The 18889-nt window shown below is 69.9% G+C and carries 22 protein-coding genes; 6 read left to right on the plus strand and 16 right to left on the minus strand.

Annotation, left to right across the window (positions count from 1 at the left end):
• The first annotated feature begins 73 nt into the window (after nt 1-73).
• Nucleotides 74-751, plus strand: coding sequence for an HNH endonuclease family protein (locus tag ACGFIS_RS15735; protein ID WP_392971374.1), 678 nt, complete (start codon nt 74-76; stop codon nt 749-751).
• On the opposite strand, the gene glmM is transcribed toward ACGFIS_RS15735, so the two are convergent.
• From glmM to rplM, 3 genes are all read right to left on the minus strand, one after another.
• A complete protein-coding gene (gene glmM, locus ACGFIS_RS15740; protein WP_392905388.1) occupies nt 748-2091 on the minus strand; it encodes a phosphoglucosamine mutase in 1344 nt (447 codons plus the stop codon). The genes ACGFIS_RS15735 and glmM overlap by 4 nt on opposite strands.
• Before the next feature lie 239 nt (nt 2092-2330).
• Nucleotides 2331-2849, minus strand: coding sequence for a 30S ribosomal protein S9 (rpsI, locus tag ACGFIS_RS15745; protein ID WP_392905391.1), 519 nt, complete (start codon nt 2847-2849; stop codon nt 2331-2333).
• Nucleotides 2850-2949: 100 nt separating this feature from the next.
• Nucleotides 2950-3402, minus strand: a complete 453-nt coding sequence (gene rplM, locus ACGFIS_RS15750; RefSeq protein WP_358448831.1) for a 50S ribosomal protein L13 — start codon at nt 3400-3402, stop codon at nt 2950-2952.
• 602 nt (nt 3403-4004) lie between these two features.
• On the opposite strand from rplM, the gene ACGFIS_RS15755 reads away from it, so the two are divergent.
• The 3 genes from ACGFIS_RS15755 to ACGFIS_RS15765 all read left to right on the plus strand — a co-directional run bounded on the left by ACGFIS_RS15755 (nt 4005) and on the right by ACGFIS_RS15765 (nt 7785).
• Entirely contained in the window at nt 4005-4928 is a 924-nt protein-coding gene (locus ACGFIS_RS15755; RefSeq protein WP_392905394.1) for a CAP domain-containing protein, read from the plus strand.
• Between the two features lie 118 nt (nt 4929-5046).
• Nucleotides 5047-6099, plus strand: coding sequence for a hypothetical protein (locus tag ACGFIS_RS15760; RefSeq protein ID WP_392971377.1), 1053 nt, complete (start codon nt 5047-5049; stop codon nt 6097-6099).
• Nucleotides 6100-6123: 24 nt separating this feature from the next.
• On the plus strand, nt 6124-7785 hold the full coding sequence (locus ACGFIS_RS15765; RefSeq protein ID WP_392905398.1) for a hypothetical protein: 1662 nt from the start codon (nt 6124-6126) through the stop codon (nt 7783-7785).
• On the opposite strand, the gene truA is transcribed toward ACGFIS_RS15765, so the two are convergent.
• The 8 genes from truA to infA all read right to left on the minus strand — a co-directional run bounded on the left by truA (nt 7782) and on the right by infA (nt 12824).
• Nucleotides 7782-8669, minus strand: a complete 888-nt coding sequence (gene truA / locus ACGFIS_RS15770) for a tRNA pseudouridine(38-40) synthase TruA (protein ID WP_392905401.1) — start codon at nt 8667-8669, stop codon at nt 7782-7784. The genes ACGFIS_RS15765 and truA overlap by 4 nt on opposite strands.
• A 324-nt stretch (nt 8670-8993) precedes the next feature.
• Nucleotides 8994-9512 (minus strand): 50S ribosomal protein L17, encoded by a 519-nt coding sequence (gene rplQ, locus ACGFIS_RS15775; protein ID WP_392905403.1) that lies wholly within the window; start codon nt 9510-9512, stop codon nt 8994-8996.
• Nucleotides 9513-9606: 94 nt separating this feature from the next.
• Nucleotides 9607-10620, minus strand: a complete 1014-nt coding sequence (locus ACGFIS_RS15780; protein ID WP_392905405.1) for a DNA-directed RNA polymerase subunit alpha — start codon at nt 10618-10620, stop codon at nt 9607-9609.
• A gap of 119 nt (nt 10621-10739) precedes the next feature.
• Nucleotides 10740-11366, minus strand: a complete 627-nt coding sequence (gene rpsD, locus ACGFIS_RS15785) for a 30S ribosomal protein S4 (RefSeq protein WP_392905408.1) — start codon at nt 11364-11366, stop codon at nt 10740-10742.
• 19 nt (nt 11367-11385) lie between these two features.
• The gene (gene rpsK / locus ACGFIS_RS15790) at nt 11386-11787 is read right to left on the minus strand and encodes a 30S ribosomal protein S11 (RefSeq protein WP_021596710.1); all 402 of its coding nucleotides are present in this window, start codon (nt 11785-11787) and stop codon (nt 11386-11388) included.
• A gap of 61 nt (nt 11788-11848) precedes the next feature.
• Complete coding sequence (rpsM, locus tag ACGFIS_RS15795) at nt 11849-12229, minus strand: 30S ribosomal protein S13 (protein WP_358449826.1); 381 nt, start codon at nt 12227-12229, stop codon at nt 11849-11851.
• Between the two features lie 187 nt (nt 12230-12416).
• Nucleotides 12417-12530, minus strand: a complete 114-nt coding sequence (gene rpmJ, locus ACGFIS_RS15800; RefSeq protein ID WP_021596712.1) for a 50S ribosomal protein L36 — start codon at nt 12528-12530, stop codon at nt 12417-12419.
• Between the two features lie 72 nt (nt 12531-12602).
• The gene (infA, locus tag ACGFIS_RS15805) at nt 12603-12824 is read right to left on the minus strand and encodes a translation initiation factor IF-1 (RefSeq protein ID WP_018657567.1); all 222 of its coding nucleotides are present in this window, start codon (nt 12822-12824) and stop codon (nt 12603-12605) included.
• A 264-nt stretch (nt 12825-13088) separates the two neighbouring features.
• On the opposite strand from infA, the gene ACGFIS_RS15810 reads away from it, so the two are divergent.
• Entirely contained in the window at nt 13089-13685 is a 597-nt protein-coding gene (locus tag ACGFIS_RS15810) for a hypothetical protein (RefSeq protein WP_392905412.1), read from the plus strand.
• Nucleotides 13686-13702: 17 nt separating this feature from the next.
• Here the strand turns inward: ACGFIS_RS15810 and ACGFIS_RS15815 are convergent, their stop codons facing one another.
• Entirely contained in the window at nt 13703-14269 is a 567-nt protein-coding gene (locus tag ACGFIS_RS15815; RefSeq protein ID WP_392905414.1) for a GNAT family N-acetyltransferase, read from the minus strand.
• A gap of 264 nt (nt 14270-14533) precedes the next feature.
• Between ACGFIS_RS15815 and ACGFIS_RS15820 the strand changes: the two genes are divergently transcribed.
• A complete protein-coding gene (locus ACGFIS_RS15820; RefSeq protein WP_392971381.1) occupies nt 14534-15349 on the plus strand; it encodes a phosphodiesterase in 816 nt (271 codons plus the stop codon).
• A gap of 31 nt (nt 15350-15380) precedes the next feature.
• Here ACGFIS_RS15820 and ACGFIS_RS15825 read toward each other — a convergent pair whose 3' ends face one another.
• From ACGFIS_RS15825 to secY, 4 genes are all read right to left on the minus strand, one after another.
• Complete coding sequence (locus ACGFIS_RS15825; protein WP_392905418.1) at nt 15381-15827, minus strand: DUF1707 domain-containing protein; 447 nt, start codon at nt 15825-15827, stop codon at nt 15381-15383.
• Nucleotides 15828-15900: 73 nt separating this feature from the next.
• The gene (gene map / locus ACGFIS_RS15830) at nt 15901-16731 is read right to left on the minus strand and encodes a type I methionyl aminopeptidase (RefSeq protein WP_392905420.1); all 831 of its coding nucleotides are present in this window, start codon (nt 16729-16731) and stop codon (nt 15901-15903) included.
• A gap of 124 nt (nt 16732-16855) precedes the next feature.
• The gene (locus ACGFIS_RS15835) at nt 16856-17506 is read right to left on the minus strand and encodes an adenylate kinase (protein WP_392905422.1); all 651 of its coding nucleotides are present in this window, start codon (nt 17504-17506) and stop codon (nt 16856-16858) included.
• Complete coding sequence (gene secY, locus ACGFIS_RS15840) at nt 17506-18804, minus strand: preprotein translocase subunit SecY (RefSeq protein ID WP_392905425.1); 1299 nt, start codon at nt 18802-18804, stop codon at nt 17506-17508. The genes ACGFIS_RS15835 and secY overlap by 1 nt, the downstream gene beginning before the upstream one ends.
• Nucleotides 18805-18889: the final 85 nt, after the last annotated feature.

Consider the following 18889-nt stretch of genomic DNA (forward strand, 5'->3'; position numbering starts at 1 on the left):
GCCATGCGGTTTGATCGACTATCTGGGTAGATGTCGATAGATACCGGGTGGTGAGGGCATGGTGCGGACGGCCGTGCGTACGGCTGTGGCGGGCCTCGCGCTCGCCGTCCCGCTGGCGGCGGGCTGCGACGCCGGCGTGGGTCTCTCGGAGAGCGGTTCCCCGCCGTCGGGCGGTACCGGGTCCTCGGGCGGCGCCGGGCCCTCGTCCGGCGACGAGGCCCGTGCCCGCGCCGCCCTTTCCGGGCTGAAGATCGCGTCCGAGGGCGGCGGCGACGGCTACGAGCGCGAAAAGTTCGGGACGCGCTGGAAGGACATCGACCGCAACGGCTGCGACCAGCGCAACGACGTCCTCGCCCGCGACCTGGCGGACGTCGGCAAGAGGGGCGACTGCGTCGTCATGACCGGCCGCCTCCGCGACCCCTACACCGGCAAGGACATCACCTTCGCCAAGAAGGACGCCGCCGAGGTCCAGATCGACCACGTCTACCCGCTCGCGCTCGCCTGGCGGATGGGCGCCTCAGACTGGAGCGAGGACGAGCGGGAGAAGTTCGCCAACGACCACGGCAACCTCCTCGCCGTGTGGGGCGTGCCCAACCGGCAGAAGAGCGACTCCGGGCCCGGCGAATGGAAGCCGCAGAAGAGCTTCCAGTGCGCTTACGCGATCAGGTACATCGCCGTCGCCGACAAGTACGCACTGCCCGTGACCCGCGCCGACCACGCCGCCCTCCAGGACTTCCTCGGACGCTGTTAGCCCAGCGCGGTGCGGACGACGCCGGCGAGGTGTTCGGCGACCGACTGCGCCTGGTCCTGCGACGCCGCCTCGACCATCACGCGGACCATCGGCTCGGTGCCGCTGGGCCTGATCAGCACCCGTCCCGTGTCGCCGAGGCCCTCCTCGGCTGCGGCGACGGCCGCGGCCAGTTCCGGCGACGTCTTCGCCTGGGACTTGTCGACGTTCCGGACGTTGATGAGCACCTGCGGCAGCCGCGTCATCACCTTCGTCAACTCGTCCAGCGGACGGCCCCGGCGGACCATCGCGGCGAGCAGGTGCAGGCCGGTCAGGACGCCGTCGCCGGTCGTGGCGTGGTCCAGCATGATCACGTGGCCGGACTGCTCGCCACCGAAGCCGAAACCGCCCTCTTTCATCGCCTCCAGGACGTACCGGTCACCGACCGCGGTCTCCACCACGGCGATCCCGGCCTCACGCATCGCGAGCTTGAACCCGAGGTTCGACATCACGGTCGCGACCACGGTATCGGCGGCCAGCGACCCCGCCTCCCGCAGGTCCAGCGCCAGGATCGCCATGATCTGGTCGCCGTCCACGACCTCGCCGGACGCCGTCACGGCCAGGCAGCGGTCGGCGTCGCCGTCGTTCGCGATGCCCGCGTCGGCGCCGTGCTCCTCGACGGCTTTGCGCAGCGCGTCGAGGTTCGTGGAGCCGCAGCCGGAGTTGATGTTCAGGCCGTCCGGCGCCGTCCCGATCGTGAACACCTCCGCGCCGGCGCGGCGCAGCGCCTCCGGCGCCACATCGCAGGACGCGCCGTTGGCGCAGTCGACCACGACCCGCAGGCCGTCCAGCGACACCGGGAGCGTCGACAGCAGGTGCGCCACATACTGCTCGACCGCGCCGTGCGCATCCCGGACCCGGCCCACTCCGGCGCCGGTCGGCGGGTCCCACACCTCGCCGAGCCGCGCCTCGATGCGGTCCTCGATCTCGTCCGGCAGCTTGTATCCGCTGCGGTCGAAGAACTTGATGCCGTTGTCGGGGGCCGGGTTGTGCGACGCCGACAGCATCGCGCCGAGATCGGCGTCCAGTGCGTGCGTCAGATACGCGACGGCGGGCGTCGGCAGCACGCCGAGGCGCAGTACGTCCACCCCGGAACTCGCCAGGCCCGCCACCACGGCCGCCTCAAGGAACTCGCCGGAGGCCCGCGGGTCGCGCCCGACCACCGCGAGCGGCCGGTGACCTTTGAAGGCGCCCTGTTCGCCCAGCACCCGCGCCGCCGCGATGGACAGGTCCATGACGAGCGGGGCGGTCAGATCGCGGTTGGCGAGCCCTCGCACGCCATCGGTCCCGAACAGACGAGCCACAGTTCAACTCCCGATAGGACGAAAACCGCGCGGACGGGAAGCCGGGGTCACACCCCGCCGCGCCGCGCGGTGAGATCTGGTGGGCACCGAGTCTGCCATCCGTGTGCGGCGCACGCGGCCGCGATGACGGAGCCGGCCTCGGACGGAGCCCGGAGAACAGGACGAGCCGCCGCACCCGGTCCGCCGGCCCACGCGGGCCGGCGGTTGGAAACCACGGGTGCGACGGCTCGTACCGTCGATCAACGCTTGCTGTACTGGGGAGCCTTACGGGCCTTCTTGAGACCGGCCTTCTTGCGCTCCGGCACCCGCGCGTCACGGGTGAGGAAGCCGGCCTTCTTCAGCGCCGGGCGGTGCTCGATGTTCGCGAACTGCAGCGCGCGGGAGATGCCGAGACGCAGCGCACCGGCCTGGCCGGTGGTGCCGCCGCCGTTGACGCGCGCGAGCACGTCGAACTGTCCCTCCAGGCTCAGCAGCACGAACGGCTCGTTCACGATCTGCTGGTGGACCTTGTTCGGGAAGTACTGGTCCAGGGTACGGCCGTTGATCTTCCACTGGCCGGTGCCGGGGACGATGCGGACCCGTGCGATGGCCTGCTTGCGGCGGCCGGTGCCGGCGGCGGGGCCGGTCGCGACGGGCTGGCCGAGGAAGCTCTCTCCGGCGGCCTCGGGCGTCTCGGTGCTGTACTCGGACGGCGCGTCCTCGTACGACTCGACCTGCTCGGTGCCGGCCTCGGCGCCCGGCTCGGTGGTTTCGTCCACGGTTCTCCTTGGGTTTTCTAGCCAGGGCGGCTGGCCCGTCCTGCGGGTGCCCCGGCGGCCTCGGGTTCCAGGATGCGCACGATCGGCTCGTGCGCGGATGTCACTTGCTGATCTGGCTGATCTGGGTGATCTCGAACGGAACCGGCTTCTGCGCCTGGTGCGGGTGGTCCGGCCCGGCGTAGACCTTCACCTTGCCGAACATCTTCCGGCCGAGGGAGTTCTTGGGCAGCATGCCCTTGATCGCCTTCTCGACGGCGCGCTCGGGGTTCTTGGCCAGCAGCTCGGTGTAGGACACCGAACGCAGGCCGCCCGGGTAGCCGGAGTGCCGGTAGGCCCGCTTGCGCTCGGCCTTGTTGCCGGACAGCGACACCTTGTCGGCGTTCACGATGACGACGAAGTCACCGGTGTCGAGATGCGGAGCGTAGATCGGCTTGTGCTTACCCCGAAGCAGCTGCGCGACCTGACTGGCGAGACGGCCCAGCACGACATCGGTCGCGTCGATGACGTACCACTGACGCTGGACGTCAGCGGGCTTAGGGGTGTACGTGCGCACGGTCGTAGGCCTTCGTTTCTCGTCGACTTCTCAGCGGTTTCGGTCCTCGCCCACCCTTGCGGGCGGGTGATAGTTCTCAGCGGAATCCTGCTCGCGCCGATCAGAAACCTCGTCCGACCTGGCGCTCCGGGAGGCCGGCGCCCGTACCGGCGCCCACGCCTGCAGCGCGAGCACTCCGGGGCACACCGACACGTCGTCGCGTCGCCTGGACGCCCGCACCGCGCAGGCGTCGACGCACACAACAAAGACGCAGAATACCTGGCCGCGCAGAGAAGAGCAAAGCAGCGACGCGGCCGCCGCGGCGGGCCCGCGTACACGGCCGTCAAGGCGGTGACATCGCCTTCTCGACGGTTCCAGCCCTCCCGGTGGACGGTCGGCACCCTGATGATCACACTATGTAGTGGTTTCGATCTTTTTCGGGCGATCTCCGTTACCGGATGTACATAAGACGATATTGTCCCCGGCGACCAGGTCCACGCCGGCTCCGGCCGGCCCGCACACGGGAGCCCCCGCTGTCTACTCCCCGCAGACCAGGCGAACCCGCCGGACGCCGCCGCCCCGGACACACCGGGCGGGACGGCGCCGCACCCCGTGACGCCGCCATGCGCGGCCCCTACCCCTCGCGCGACGAACTCGTCGCCGGTGGGCCGCGCCGCACCGGTTCCCACGCGGGACCGCCTGCCGGCGGCGGCCGCCGGCCCCAGGGCGGCAGGCCCCCGGGCGGCCGGCCGCCGGGCAAGGGACGCAAGCGTTCCCGGGCGAAGGGCATGACCGGCATCGTGGTGGCCGTCACCGCGTCCGGCCTCGCCATCAGCACCGGCGTGGCGATCGACCGTTTCCTGCTGCCCGAACTCCGGTCCGAGCGGACGTCCGCGTCCGGGCCCGACACGCGGCCGTCCACCGTGATCCCGCCCGGTCCGCAGAGCGACCCGTCGACCACCCCCGAGACGGCCGGCGCGGGCGGTGCGCGGCCGTCCAGCGCCCCGGCGCCGACCGCGGACGTGCAGACGCCGCCGCTGAAGGCGATGCGCGACCCGAGCCGCCCGACCGCCGAGCCGTCCAAGTCCGGTGAGCCTCCGGCGTCGAGCAGCAAGCCGTCCAGTGGCGGCACCTCCTCCGGAGGCTCGGGTGGCTCGTCCACGGGATCGTCCGGCGCCGAGACGGCCGTGGTGTCGCTCACCAACTCCGAGCGCGCCAAGGCCGGCTGCAAGCCGCTGCACATCGACCAGCGGCTCGTCACCTCGGCCCGGAAGCACTCCGCCGACATGGCCGCCAACAACTACTTCTCGCACACGTCGCAGAACGGCGACAGCCCGTGGAAGCGGATGGAGGCCGCCGGCTACCCGAGCCCCGGCGCGGAGAACATCGCCAAGGGCTACCCCACCCCGGCGGCCGTGATGGAGGGCTGGATGAACAGCCCGGGGCACCGGGCCAACATCCTGAACTGCGACCTGCGCGCCATCGGCGTGGGCAAGGCATCCGGCTCCGGCGGGCCCCTGTGGACGCAGAACTTCGGCTGGAAGTGACCCGCCACCGCTCCGGCAGGTGACCTTCGGCAAATCACCGGCGTCCGATTCGCCCCCATGTCATGGTGGGTGTTCCGAAGGTCCAGAGTCCTGAACGAGGAACGGTAAGGTCCAACCCATGGGTTATCCGGGCGATCAAGGCAAGCCCGGCGGCCGGCCTCACCGGCAGCCGCCGCACACGCCGTACGGACCCGGAGCCGAAGCGCCGCCGTACGGCCATGCCGGCAACGAAGCCCCGTTCGCGCCACGCGATGCGGGGCCCGGCGCGATGCCGCCAGGCGGCGGCCCGCCGGGCGGGCCGTTCGGCGGCGAGCCCTTCGACGGAGACCAGTTCGACGGGGACCAGTTCGACGGGGACCAGTTCGACGGGGACCGGTTCGAGGACCCCTACGGTGCCGCCGCGGGCCTGCCGCCCATGCCGTCCGGGCCGCCCCCGCCGGAACGGCGCCGCAACCTGCCACTGATCATCGGTGGCGCGGCGGTCGCGGGGCTCCTGCTCATCGCCGGCGGCATCGGACTGTCGTCGGTGCTGGAGGGCGACTCCGAGCCGGAGGACGCGAAACCGTCCCAGGCCGCGACGCCGACGCCCACGCCGAGCCCCACGAAGCCCGTCCTGGCGGCGGTCAAGCTCAAGAACCGCATCACCGACCCCAAGCCGCTGACGGCCAAGGAGGTCTTCGGCAACGGGAAGTTCGAGGCGCGCGGTCACAAGTACGTGCGGACGGCCGTCAGCTCCAAGAAGAGCTGCACCGGCGTCGTCGGCGGCAGGGCCCTGGAGAAGGCCCTCAAGCAGGGCGACTGCACGCAGGCGCTGCGCGCGACCTACGCGCTGACGAAGGGCCAGCTCATCGGCACCGTCGGCGTGTTCAACCTCGAGACCGAGGCCGCCGCCGCGAAGGCCGTGAAGGCCGCCGCCGACAAGGACGCCTTCCTGCAGGCACTGCCGGGCAAGGGCATCACCAGGACCAACGGCAGGGGCGAGGCGCTCGGCACCTCGCAGGCCCGCGGCCACTACCTGCTCATGACGTGGGTACAGCGGCCGGACGGCAAGAAGATCGCAAAGAAGTACCATGATGCCGTCCGCATCTTCGGTGTGGAGATGGTGAAGGGCAGCAACCTGGCGCTGGCCCTGCACTACAGGGAAACCGAAGGCAAGCCCCTCCAAAAGTGACCGGTTTGAATACCCTCTCTGCCTATGTCTGGACCTAGAGACACCCGGGACTCCGCCGAGCAGGCGGGGACGTCCGCCGTCCCCGCCGACTCGGTGCCGCCCAGCTTCGGCGGCGCGGTCCCCCCGGCCGACCCGCCTCCGGCGGACGCCGTGCCGCCCGCCGGCGAGGCGGAGCCCACGGCGTCCGCATCCATCCGGCTGCCCGCGTTCGGCCTGCAGGCCCCATGGTGGGCCGCCGAATCCTCGGAAACGGCCCCGCCCGCCGAAGAGGCGCCCGCCGAAGCCCCGGTCCCGGAGGAGGCATCCGCCGAGGCATCGGACGACGAGATCGTCTTCGGTGCCGGCGAACCCGCCGCGGACGGTCCGGTCGGCCCCGAGGCCACCGGTGTCCCGCCCGGGACGCTCGTCGCCGGAGTCGGCGTCCCCAACATCGACTCCCGCCGGGCCGTCCCCGCCGAGCCGATCGTCAAGCGCCCTTTGGCGGACGGCGACACCGACCCCGACGGTTTCTCCGCCGTCCAACCGGACGACGGCGCACCGGCGAACGCCGGCGATGAATCCCCGGACGCCCCCGAACACGAAAAGACAGAGGACGAAGCCGCAGTGGACGACACCGTCGTGAAGAACGCGGCGGAAGACCGCCCCTCCGAGGCGGCCCCGCTCTCCGAAGCGACGGCGGCCGCGACGGCGGAGACCGCGGAGCCCTCGGCCTTCGAGAAGGCCAAGCAGGCGGAGGACGCGTCCGCCGCTTCGCTCGGGCCGGTCCTCGAACCGGACGCGATCCTGCCGGTCGGCGTCACGCCGCCCACCGGCAGCGGACCGTTCCCGCAGGCCGAGCCGTCCGAGGAAGCCGCGGTGACCGCCGAGCAGGCCGCCGTGATCGCGCCGATCTACCACGTGGAGGGCGGCGTCCCGCTCGACACGCCGCCACCGCCCGGCGGGCCTCCCCCCGCCACGCCCAAGAGCGGCGGCGGCAAGCGCCGGCCGCTGCTGATCGGCGGTGGCGCGGCGGTGATCCTCGCGGCGGCCGTCGCCCTGTTCACCATCGGCGGGACGGACTCCAGCGGCGACCAGGCCACGGACGTGAAGGCCACCGAGTCACCGGCCGCGGCGAAGCCCACCCCGGCGGACACGCCGTCCCCCGCCCCGCCCATCCCCACCACGGGTGTGGACATCACCAACGAGCGGACCGACACCAAGCCGCTCGCGTTCAAGGACGTGTTCCCCACCGGGGTCGTCAAGCTCGGCGGGCGGACCTTCGCCCTCGACCGCTGGTCGCTCAACCGTGACGTGTCGTACGCGGCCAGGGGCTCCATGCTCCAGGTGCTCACCCAGGAGAAATGCCGCAAGATCATCCGTGCGACGTTCATCGACCGGTCCCGGTCGCTGGCCGTCACGTCCGGGATCGCGGTCATGCCGACGAAGGAGTCCGCGCTCAGGGTCAGCCAGGCCGGGGACCCCGCCCGGTACGAGTGGTTCCGCGGCATGGGCAGCAAGCACAACCCCGACCTGGACCGGGCGGGCGGGTACGCCGCCGCGACGGTCCGCGGACGGTACGTCGCCTACGCCTACGTCCAGTGGGCGAACGGCAAGAACGCCCAGCCCGGCGACCCGGTGATCAAGCAGGCGGCCCAGCAGTTCCTGGACTACGACCTCCGCCCGATCATGGCCCGCGCCCGCGGCTAGCCCCGCGCCTCCAGGTCGGTCGCCGCCGGGGTCGGCTCCGCGCCGGCCGCGGCGGCGGCGTTGAGCGTCCGGACGCGGCGCGTCTCCTGCGCGCGCCTGGCCAGGCTGTCGTCGTCCGGGTAGCGGATCTCCTCCAGCGACAGCCCGTGCGCGGACACCACGGTCACCCCCGAGTCGCGGACGCGGGCGGCCAGCACCTCGGCGGGCCACTCGACCTCGCGGCGGCCGTCCCCGACCATCAGCAGCGCACCGATGAGCGCGCGGACCATCGAATGGCAGAACGCGTCCGCCTCCACGGTCGCGAGAGCGAGATACGGGTCGCGCTCATCGCGGGCCCACTCGTAGCGCAGCAGTTCCCGGATGGTCGTCGCGCCCTCCCGCCTGCGGCAGTACGCGGCGAAGTCGGCCTCCCCCACCAAGCGCCGCGCGGCCTCGTTCATCCGATCCAGGTTCAGCGGACGCGGATGCCACAGCACGTCGTGGCGGCGCAGCGGCTCCACACCGAACGGGTTGTCGCACACCCGGTACACGTAGCGGCGCGACAGTGCCGAGAACCGCGCGTCGAACCCCTCCGGGGCGATCGACACGCGCCATACCCGCACATCGGGCGGCAGCAGCCCCGCGAGGCGGCGCGGCATCGTCCCGTTGATCGCCGAGTACGCCGCGACGGGCACCACCAGATGGGCGACCTGCCCCCGGGCATGGACGCCGGCGTCCGTACGGCCGGCGACGGTGAGCATGGGCGGCGGGTCCAGGCGCAGCATGCGCGCCAGCGCGTCCTCGATGACGCCCTGGACGGTGCGCTGGTTCGGCTGTCTCGCCCAGCCCGCGAAGTCCGACCCGTCGTAGGAGATGTCGAGCCGGAGTCGTACAAGAGCGGTCATGTCAGCCGATTGATCCTTTTGCGTCACTGCCTGTTCCGTTCCCCCATGAGCCGCTCCGCTCGATGGGCACTCCCCTGACACGCTCGCCAGCGATGCGTCGCCCCCCTGACATGACCATGTGATCAAGTCTGGCAAATGTAAGGCCCGCCGTCCCGGAGGGGGAGCGGCGGGCCTCTTCATCATGTCGGCCGAAACCGTCAACGCAATGGCCAAGGGGATCGGCGACCCCGCACGCGCGGGGAGCAATCCTCCAGCGACAGCCCTTCTGCGGGCGCCACGGGACCGTCCCCACGTAGGCGGGAGGCACCCTTGGCAATCAGGGCTTTACTTAGCGTCGCCCTCGTTGTCTTCGTCGTCCCCGGCTTCCGCCGCCTCGGCCTTGGTGTCCTTGGCCTCGGGCTCGGCCTTGCTGAGGGTGACGTCACCCTCGGCGGGAAGCTCTTCCTCGCTGAGCTCCGGCGCCGGGGCGGCCTTGGCTGCCGGCATCTGCTCCTGCACCAGCTCGATCACGGCCATCGGGGCGTTGTCGCCCTTCCGCGGACCGATCTTGGTGATGCGGGTGTAGCCGCCGGGACGGTCGGCGAAACGCGGCGCGATCTCGGTGAAGAGCTCGTGCAGGACGCCCTTGTCGCGGATCGTCCTCGCCGCAAGGCGACGGTTGTGCAGGTCGCCCTTCTTCGCCTTGGTGATCAGCTTCTCCGCCAGCGGACGCACCCGCCGGGCCTTGGCCTCGGTGGTGGTGATCCGGCCGTGCTCGAACAGCGCGGTCGCCAGGTTCGCCAGCATCAGCTTCTGGTGCGCAGCGCTGCCGCCGAGGCGGGCGCCCTTGGTGGGCTTGGGCATGGTGCTTCCTTTCTGCGCCGGCCGTACCAGGTACCGGCGTCAGCTGGTTCCGGACGGCCGGGGAACGCGCCCCCGGCCGCCGGAATCGGGTTTGTCAGTACTGCTCGGTCTCGGCGTAGCTCTGGTCGTCGTCGCCGTAGTTGTCCGCCGCCGCACTCGGGTCGAATCCGGGCGGGGAGTCCTTCAGCGACAGGCCCATGTCGTTGAGCTTCTGCTTGACCTCTTCGATCGACTTGGCGCCGAAGTTGCGGATGTCGAGCAGGTCCTGCTCACTGCGGGCGACGAGCTCGCCCACCGAGTGGATGCCCTCGCGCTTGAGGCAGTTGTAGGAGCGGACCGTGAGGTTCAGCTCCTCGATCGGCAGGGCCAGGTCCGCGGCGAGCGCGGCGTCCGTCGGGGACGGGCCCATGTCGATGCCCTCGGCCTCGACGTTGAGCTCCCGGGCGAGGCCGAACAGCTCGACGAGGGTCTTGCCGGCGGAGGCGACCGCGTCGCGCGGCAGCATCGACTGCTTGGTCTCCACGTCCAGGATGAGGCGGTCGAAGTCGGTGCGCTGCTCGACTCGGGTCGCCTCGACCTTGTAGGTGACCTTCAGCACGGGCGAGTAGATGGAGTCGATCGGGATCCGGCCGATCTCCTGGCCCGGCTGCTTGTTCTGCGCGGCCGAGACGTAGCCGCGGCCGCGCTCGACCGTCAGCTCCATCTCCAGCTTGGCCTTGTTGTTCAGCGTGGCGATGTGCAGGTCCGGGTTGTGGACCTCGACGCCCGCCGGCGGCGCGATGTCGGCCGCGGTCACCTCGCCCGGGCCCTGCTTGCGCAGGTACATGACGACGGGCTCGTCGTGCTCGGACGAGACGACGAGCTCCTTGAGGTTCAGGATGATGTCGGTGACATCCTCCTTGACCCCGGGCACGGTGGAGAACTCGTGCAGGACGCCCTCGATCCGGATGCTGGTGACGGCCGCACCGGGGATCGAGGAGAGCAGGGTACGACGCAGCGAGTTGCCGATCGTGTAGCCGAAGCCCGGCTCCAGCGGCTCGATGGTGAACCGCGACCGGTACTCGTCGACCTGCTCTTCGGTGAGAGTGGGACGCTGAGCGATGAGCATGGTGGTGCCTTCTTTCCGCGGTGCCCGCTATTTGACTACCGCAGTGTTCTCTTGAGTGTTCCCCGAACCGCCGGGATCCCACGGGACGAACCGCAGAATCCCGGCGGGACGCGGAGCTCCTACTTGGAGTAGAGCTCGACGATCAGCTGCTCCTGGACGGGAGCGTCGATCTGCTGCCGGACCGGCATCGAGTGCACGAGGATCCGCATCTTCTCGCCGTCCACCCCGAGCCACGCCGGGACGGGACGGTCGCCGACCTCGGCCTTGGCGACCTGGAACGGCGTCATCTCCATCGACTTGGGCTTGACGTCGACGATGTCGGCCTCGCCCACCAGGGCCGACGGGATGTCGACCTTCTTGCCGTTGACCCGGATGTGGCCGTGGCGGATGAGCTGACGGGCCATGTCGCGCGACTTGGCGAAGCCCGCGCGGTAGACCACGTTGTCGAGGCGGCGCTCCAGGAGCGTGAGCAGGTTGTCACCCGTCTTGCCCTGCTGGCGGTTGGCCTCGACGTAGTAGTTGCTGAACTGCCGCTCCAGGACGCCGTAGATGCGCTTTGCCTTCTGCTTCTCACGGAGCTGCAGGAGGTACTCGGTCTCCTTCGGCCGACCGCGGCCGTGCTCACCCGGAGGGTAAGGACGGATCTCGATCGGGCACTTGGGGCCCTCGCACTTGCTGCCCTTGAGGAACAGCTTCATCTTCTCGCGGCGGCAGAGCTTGCAGTCCGCACCGGTGTAACGAGCCATTGTTCTAGATCTCCCCTGCTCAGACCCGGCGACGCTTCGGCGGGCGGCAGCCGTTGTGCGGAACGGGCGTGACGTCCTGGATCGAGCCCACCTCCAGGCCGGTCGCCTGCAGCGACCGGATGGCGGTCTCGCGGCCCGAGCCCGGGCCCTTCACGAAGACGTCGACCTTGCGCATGCCGTGCTCCATCGCGCGCCGGGCGGCGGCCTCGGCGGCCTGCTGCGCGGCGAACGGGGTGGACTTGCGCGAGCCCTTGAAGCCGACATGGCCCGAGGAGGCCCAGGAGATCACGTTGCCGTTGGGGTCGGTGATCGAAACGATCGTGTTGTTGAACGTGCTCTTGATGTGGGCGTGCCCGTGAGCGACGTTCTTCTTTTCCTTGCGGCGCACCTTCTTGGCGCCGACACGGCTCTTAGGAGGCATGTGCTCTCTCTACTCTTGAGGTCATCGATCCGGTGACGGCCCCGGTCAGGGACCGTGCGGACTACTTCTTGCCGACCTTCTTCTTGCCGGCCACGGTCTTCTTCTTGCCCTTGCGGGTACGCGCGTTGGTCTGCGTGCGCTGACCGTGCACGGGAAGCCCGCGGCGGTGCCGGATGCCCTGGTAGCACCCGATCTCGATCTTGCGGCGAATGTCCGCCTGGACCTCGCGTCGAAGATCACCCTCGATCTTGTAGTTCGACTCGATCCAGTCGCGGAGCTTGATGATCTCTTCGTCGCCCATCTGGTGGACGCGCAGGTCGCCGCTGATGCCGGTGCCCTCAAGGGTCTCCAGCGCCCGCGTACGGCCGATGCCGAAGATGTAGGTGAGAGCGACCTCCAGGCGCTTTTCGCGCGGGAGGTCGACGCCGAGGAGGCGTGCCATCGTGGGCAGTCCCTTCATTTCGCGGAGGTATGGACGCATCGCGTCCGCACACACCCTGCCCGGGTGGCGGCCCCGGCCTCCGGCGGTCCGAGGGTGCTCCTCCACACGACGGTGCCGTACGTCCGGTCAAGGGACGTACGGCCACGTGCGAAGGCTGCGATGCGCTTGCTGTTGTGCGGGCTGTGCGTCAGCCCTGACGCTGCTTGTGGCGCGGGTCGGAGCAGATCACCATGACCCGGCCGTGCCGGCGGATGACGCGGCACTTGTTGCAGATCTTCTTCACGCTCGGCTTGACCTTCACTGGGTCTCCTAGATCAGGGTCACCCCCGCGCCGCCACGCACGGGGAAGGCAACCCCAGTGGGATTGGTGGGTTTACTTGTAGCGGTAGACGATCCGACCGCGCGTGAGGTCGTAGGGGCTCAACTCCACAACGACGCGGTCGTCCGGCAGGATTCGGATGTAGTGCATCCGCATCTTGCCGCTGATGTGGGCGAGCACCTTGTGCCCGTTGTCGAGTTCCACCCGGAACATGGCGTTCGGGAGGGACTCGATGACGGTGCCCTCGATCTCGATGGCCCCTTCTTTCTTGGGCATGTCCTCCGCGCTTCACTGGTCGGCTCATTGGACTCGGCCCGGCTCTCCGCGAGGAGAATCGGCCACAACCCACCGCCACGACGCTTGAAGCGTCCGGAACAGGGAATCGGGCGGCCGACGACGGACCGACAAAGGAGTCTACGTCAACCGGTCGCCTTATGCGAAATCAACGCATGATACGGGTCGGGAGACCGCTCCCGACCCAAGCATACCTCGCCTGCGCGTTGTACCTTTCGAGGAGAGATACGTCCGAGGAGGGTCAGCATGCCGAGCTATGACTTCGCGCTGATCCTCAGCCGTCCCCTCTACGAGGACGAACTGGACCCGCTGTTCGACCGCACGCACGGCGCGGTCACGGTGTCGATCATCAGCGAGCCCGAGTTCCGCTCGGCCGACCGTCCTCCAGCCACCCATCACCATCCGGCCGACCGCATGGGCAACGCATCCTGCTCCTGGGCGGGCCGCACCCTCGCGGTGGCGATCATGGAGGTCGTGGAGCACGTCGAGACCAGCGCGCCCGGCGTGCACGTCCTGCAGGTCGAGGCCGACCCGCTGCTGACGATCCGCGACATCAGCGAGCGGGTCGGGCGCTCCCTCGACTCGGTCCGGCACGCCATCACCGGTTCCCGCGGCGTCGCCGGCTTCCCCTCGTCGGAGATGTCGACCGCCGGCCACCGGCTGTGGCGCTGGTCCAAGGTGGCCGCCTGGTACGAGCTGGACGACCCGCAGCTCGTCGAGGCCAAGCCGACCGTCCAGGCGATCAACGGCTGGCTCGCCCTCCGCGACGTGGTGCCGGACGTGGCCCCCGCCCCCGAAGAGGTCACCTCGGCGTTGTCCCTGGTCATCCCGCACGTCGCCTGAGCGCCGGGCCGGGCGGCTCACCAGCCGGACGGACACCGCGCGGGTTCCGGCTCGACGACGGAGAACCAGGCGGACGGGATGACCCGGCCGTCCGGGAGCACATGCGTCTCCGGGCCGGCGGCCGGGTCGAAGCCGGCTCTCCACAGCGAGCGGACACACGCGAGGTTCTCCGGCTCCGCACCCGCCCGGACCTCGGTGATGCGCAGATGCAGCTGGGCGAGCGCGAGCCCGGCCGCGAACAGTTCGGCACCGAGCCCGCGGCCCCGGTACGCGGGGGCCAGGTAGCCGCCCAGCTCGCAGAGATCCGCGGACCGCGGGGTCAGCATGAGGGTTCCGGCGACCGTGCCGCGCTCGGGATCGATCGCCAGCATCCCCGTCTGCACGCACCGGCTCGGCAGCCCGAAACGGGCACGCCCGCCGGTCGCCGGCGCCGAGAGCAGGCGGTCGCGTTCGTCTTCGGCAACCAGGTCCTCCGGGCTCCAGCCGAGCCATCGCTGCGCCTCGGGATCGCTGCCGAGGGCCCCGGTGAGACGTGCGTCCGCCATCGTCAGCGAGCGGAGCAGCAGCCTGGGGGTCGTGATCACATGACGGCCGCGTGCGCATACGCGGCCCATCCCTTTGGGCTTCCATATCGCCTGCATGCGCATCCCTTCCGCCGCGGTTCGCCGGAAGGCAAGGTAGCGGTACGTCCCCGGCACGGGCGCCCGGGGCCGTCCGGGGCGTTGCGGCGGGGCCGGGTCGACAGTGGGGCCGTGCGGACGCGAAGATCGTCCCGGTACCCCCGGGGGTGGTTCGGGGGGTGCCTCGGCCGCGGGTCCGTGATGTGCTTGGGCAAGGGGGAAGGATCGATGGCGATCATCGCGCAGTTGAGCGATATCCACCTGGCCGCCGGACGCGACGGGCAGGTCGACGACGGTTCCGGGCCGGTCCGCGCGCTGCGGGCCGCCGTGTCGAGCCTGCTCTCGCTGCCCGCCCGCCCCGACGCCGTCGTGCTCACCGGCGACCTCGCCGACGGCGGGCGGCCCGCCGAGTACGCCCGCCTGCACGCGCTGCTGTCCCCGCTGCCGATGGCCGTCTACCCGATGCCCGGCATCCACGACGACCGCGACGAGATGCGCAAGGTCTTCAACGACGTTCCGGCGGTCGCGGCGGCGGGGAGCGCTCCACGGGCCCCCGTCCAGTACGCCGTCGACGTCGCGGGCGTGCGGCTCGTCTGCTGCGACACCACCGTGGACGGCCATCCGCACGGGCACATGAGCGAGGACCGGCTCGCCTGGCTCGACACGACGCTCGGCGCCGCACCCCGCACCCCGACGGTCGTCGCCACCCATCATCCGCCGTTCCCCATCGGGATCCGGTTCATCGACGACATGCGGTTCGTCGACCCCGCCGGCTTCGCGTCCGTGATCGCCAGGCACCGGCAGGTGGTGCGGGTGATCTCCGGGCACGTCCACCGCGGCTCGGTCGGCTCCATCGCCGGGACCGTCAGCACCACCTGCCCCAGCACCTACCGGCAGCTGTTCCTCGACCTGACCCAGCCCGGGCGCGCCGCGGTCACCGGGGAACCCGCGGGGTTCGCCATCCACCTCGTCGGCGAGGACGGCACCGCCACCACGCATTTCGTCCCGACCGGGAACTACCGCCCCCTGATGGACGTCGAGTGACCCCCGGCGACGTGGCCCGCGACCCGTCCGGTCAGCAGTCCCCCGGCCGGTTGCCGAAGAGCGTGCGGATGAGCAGGACCGCGCCCCACGGTCCTATCACCCACACCCACCACGGGTAGACCCACCCGGCCGAGATCGCGATGATCAGCCAGACCGTGAAGTTGATCGCGCTGACCGTCGCCCACGTGGCCCACATCGCCCGGTTGCCGGTGATGTAAAGCTCCCGCGACGGGACCGTGGCGGGCGACGCGGTGCTCTTCCCCTGCGACGCCGGGACGGGAAGCTGGTAGAGGTCCTCCTCGGGCAGGTCCGCGGTGATCTCCTGGAGCTGCCCGACGGTCTTCGCGTCGTACACCGCGTCCAGCCGCTCCTGCAGCTCGTCCATCGTGATCCGGCCCTCGCCGCAGTGTTCCCGCAGGCTCGCCGCCACCCGGTCGCGGTCGGCGTCCGAGGCCCGGAAGTCAGGGTTCGGCGCCATGGTTCCTCCGCTCAGCAAGAAGCATCAATTCCCATTATGAAGGGACGAACAGGCTGAGCCTCCGGCCACGCCTTCAATCTTTGGCGTAAGCCTCGACACCGAGCTTCGCGAACCACTCCCGGCCCTCGTCCAGGGCCGTCAGGACGCGCGGGCCGTCGGGGGTGACCGCGAACGTGTGCTCGAAATGCGCCGAGGAACGCCCGTCGAGGGTGACGACCGTCCAGCCGTCGTCCAGCTCCACGGCCTCCTTCGTGCCGAGGTTCACCATCGGCTCGATCGCGAAGCACATCCCCGGCTCCAGGACGGGCCCGTGCCCGGCTGCGCCGTGGTTCGGGATCAGCGGGTCCATGTGCATCTCGGTGCCGATGCCGTGGCCGCCGTAGCCCTCGACGATGCCGTAGGCGCCCTCAGAGCGGATGTGAGCCTCGATCGCGTGCGACATGTCCGTGAGCCTGGCCCCGGCGGTTCCGGCCGCGAGACCGTGCCACAGGGACGCCTCGGTCACCTCCAGGAGCCGCCGCAGCTCCGCGGTGATCTCCCCCACCGGGACGGTGATCGCCGCGTCGCCGTGCCAGCCCTCGACGATCGCGCCGCAGTCGATGGAGATGACGTCGCCGTCCCGCAGCACCTTCCCGGCGTCCGGGATGCCGTGCACGATCTCCTCGTTGATCGACGCGCAGATCGTCCCGGTGAAACCGTGGTAGCCCTTGAAGGAGGGGACGCCGCCGTTGTCGCGGATGTGCCGCTCGGCCAGCCGGTCCAGATCCAGGGTCGTGATGCCCGGCTTGACGGCCTCCCGCAGAAGCTCCAGCGTCCGGCCGACCAGCAGCCCGGCCGCGCGCATCAGCTCGATCTGCTCCGGGGTCTTCATCTGGATCTCGAGCCTACGTCGTCTGTTGAACATCTCTCCCCCTGAACAGGGCCGCCCGCACCGGCATCAGCACGCCGCCCGCATCACCACGCCCGCACAACGGGTCCACACGGGCCGGAGCGGAGGACGCGGGGCCGCGCGGCCCCGCGTCCCACCGTCACGTCTCCAGCGGGCGGAGCGCGGTCAACGCGCGCTTGGTGACCTCTTCGACCGGGCCGGTCGCGTCGATGCCGACCAGCGTGTGCTCGTCGGCGTAGAACTGCACCAGCGGGGCCGTGTCCTGCTTGTAGACCTCCAGGCGATGCATGACGACCTCTTCCTTGTCGTCGTCGCGCTGGAACAGGCGTCCGCCGCAGTCGTCGCAGATGTCGTCCTGCTTGTCGTCGAAGTCGACGTGCCAGATGCGCCCGCACTTGTCGCAGGTGCGCCTGCCCGACAGTCGCCGGACGACCTCGTCCTCGTCGACCACCAGCTCCAGGACCATGTCCAGCCGGGTGTCCCACTCCGCGAGGATCTTCTTCAACGTCTCCGCCTGCGGGACGTTGCGGGGGAACCCGTCCAGGAGGAACCCGTCGCGGGCGTCGTCCTCGCCGAGCCGGTCGCGCACCATCGCGATCGTTACCTCGTCGGGCACCAGATCGCCGCGGTCCATGAACTGCTTGGCCTGCCGGCCGAGCTCGGTGCCGCCGCTCACGTTGGCGCGGAAAATGTCACCTGTCGAGATCTTCGGGATGGACAGATGAGATGCGATGAACTGGGCCTGCGTCCCCTTGCCCGCTCCAGGGGGGCCCACCAGGACGATACGCACTACCGCAGGAAACCCTCGTAGTTGCGCTGCTGCAGCTGACTCTCGATCTGCTTCACGGTATCCAGTCCGACGCCGACGATGATGAGGATGCTCGCGCCGCCGAAGGGGAACTCCTGGGTCGCGTTCAGGAGTGCGAACGCCACCATCGGAATCAGGGACACGAGCCCCAGGTACAGGGCACCGGGTGTGGTGATCCTGGTCAGCACGAAGTCGAGGTACTCGGCGGTCGGCCGGCCAGGGCGGATACCTGGGATGAATCCACCATACTTCTTCATGTTGTCGGCCACTTCAGTGGGGTTGAACGTGATCGCCACGTAGAAGTAGGTGAAGAAGATGATGAAGCCGAAGTAGATCGCCATGTGCCAGGCGTTGTCCTGCTGCAGGTACGGCTGGACCTTCTGCAGCCACTTGGTGTCGGGCCACAGCTGGGTCGCCAGAACCGGCAGGTAGAGCAGCGACGACGCGAAGATGATGGGGATGATGCCGGCCTGGTTGACCTTCAGCGGGATGTAGGTCGACGTCCCGCCGTACATGCGGCGGCCCACCATGCGCTTGGCGTACTGGACGGGGATTCGCCGCTGCGCCTGCTCGACGAACACGACACCGGCCATGATCGCCATGCCGACGATCAGCACGATCGCGAAGACGAGGCCGCCCTTGGCCTTGTAGATGCTCCAGAACTGGGCGGGGAAGACCGCCACCACCTGCGTGAAGATCAGCAGCGACATGCCGTTGCCGACGCCCCGGTCGGTGATCAGCTCACCCAGCCACATGATGACCGTGGTGCCCGCCACCATGCAGATGACCATCGTGATGATCGGGAAGAGGCTCGTCTCGTAAAGGATGTCCCCGGCGCCGGACACACCCTGGAACAGCTGCCCCGTGCTCGCCATCGCCACAATGCCGGTGGCCTGCAGAATCGCCAGCCCGACCGTCAGATAACGGGTGTACTGAGTGATCTTCGTCGTGCCTGCCTGGCCCTCTTTCTTCAGGGCCTCCAGGCGCGGGATCACCACCACGAGCAGTTGGAGGATGATGCTCGCCGTGATGTAGGGCATGATGCCGAGCGCGAAGATCGACAGCCTCAGCAGCGCGCCGCCGCTGAACAGATCGACAAGGCCGTAGAGCTGATTGCTCTCTTTGGCCGCGTCCGCGGTCTCCTTCAGCACGCCCACATCGACGTTCGGCGTCGGGACGATCGACCCGAGCCGGAACACCAAGATGATGAACAACGTGAACAACAGTTTTTTACGCAGGTCAGGCGTACGGAAAGCCCGAGCGAACGCGGTCAGCACCATTCCTCCTGCGTGACTGGCGAGTTCATGGCCGCCGAGGGGCCGGTTACAGGTCCATGATTTCGGGCGGAGGATACCCGCTGAGATA

Origin of the sequence: Spirillospora sp. NPDC048824 (genome assembly GCF_043198455.1) — a bacterium.
GTDB lineage: Bacteria > Actinomycetota > Actinomycetes > Streptosporangiales > Streptosporangiaceae > Spirillospora.

Bases quoted from the DNA above. Each gene is read 5' to 3' on its own strand.
- secY (WP_392905425.1), bottom strand. From the start codon at position 18,804: ATGGTGCTGACCGCGTTCGCTCGGGCTTTCCGTACGCCTGACCTGCGT.
- ACGFIS_RS15760 (WP_392971377.1), top strand. From the start codon at position 5,047: ATGGGTTATCCGGGCGATCAAGGCAAGCCCGGCGGCCGGCCTCACCGG.
- ACGFIS_RS15755 (WP_392905394.1), top strand. From the start codon at position 4,005: ATGCGCGGCCCCTACCCCTCGCGCGACGAACTCGTCGCCGGTGGGCCG.
- ACGFIS_RS15820 (WP_392971381.1), top strand. From the start codon at position 14,534: ATGGCGATCATCGCGCAGTTGAGCGATATCCACCTGGCCGCCGGACGC.
- ACGFIS_RS15810 (WP_392905412.1), top strand. From the start codon at position 13,089: ATGCCGAGCTATGACTTCGCGCTGATCCTCAGCCGTCCCCTCTACGAG.
- rpsM (WP_358449826.1), bottom strand. From the start codon at position 12,229: ATGGCACGCCTCCTCGGCGTCGACCTCCCGCGCGAAAAGCGCCTGGAG.
- ACGFIS_RS15825 (WP_392905418.1), bottom strand. From the start codon at position 15,827: ATGGCGCCGAACCCTGACTTCCGGGCCTCGGACGCCGACCGCGACCGG.
- rpsK (WP_021596710.1), bottom strand. From the start codon at position 11,787: ATGCCTCCTAAGAGCCGTGTCGGCGCCAAGAAGGTGCGCCGCAAGGAA.
- ACGFIS_RS15780 (WP_392905405.1), bottom strand. From the start codon at position 10,620: ATGCTCATCGCTCAGCGTCCCACTCTCACCGAAGAGCAGGTCGACGAG.
- ACGFIS_RS15765 (WP_392905398.1), top strand. From the start codon at position 6,124: ATGTCTGGACCTAGAGACACCCGGGACTCCGCCGAGCAGGCGGGGACG.
- truA (WP_392905401.1), bottom strand. From the start codon at position 8,669: ATGACCGCTCTTGTACGACTCCGGCTCGACATCTCCTACGACGGGTCG.
- rplQ (WP_392905403.1), bottom strand. From the start codon at position 9,512: ATGCCCAAGCCCACCAAGGGCGCCCGCCTCGGCGGCAGCGCTGCGCAC.
- infA (WP_018657567.1), bottom strand. From the start codon at position 12,824: ATGCCCAAGAAAGAAGGGGCCATCGAGATCGAGGGCACCGTCATCGAG.
- rpsD (WP_392905408.1), bottom strand. From the start codon at position 11,366: ATGGCTCGTTACACCGGTGCGGACTGCAAGCTCTGCCGCCGCGAGAAG.
- map (WP_392905420.1), bottom strand. From the start codon at position 16,731: ATGTTCAACAGACGACGTAGGCTCGAGATCCAGATGAAGACCCCGGAG.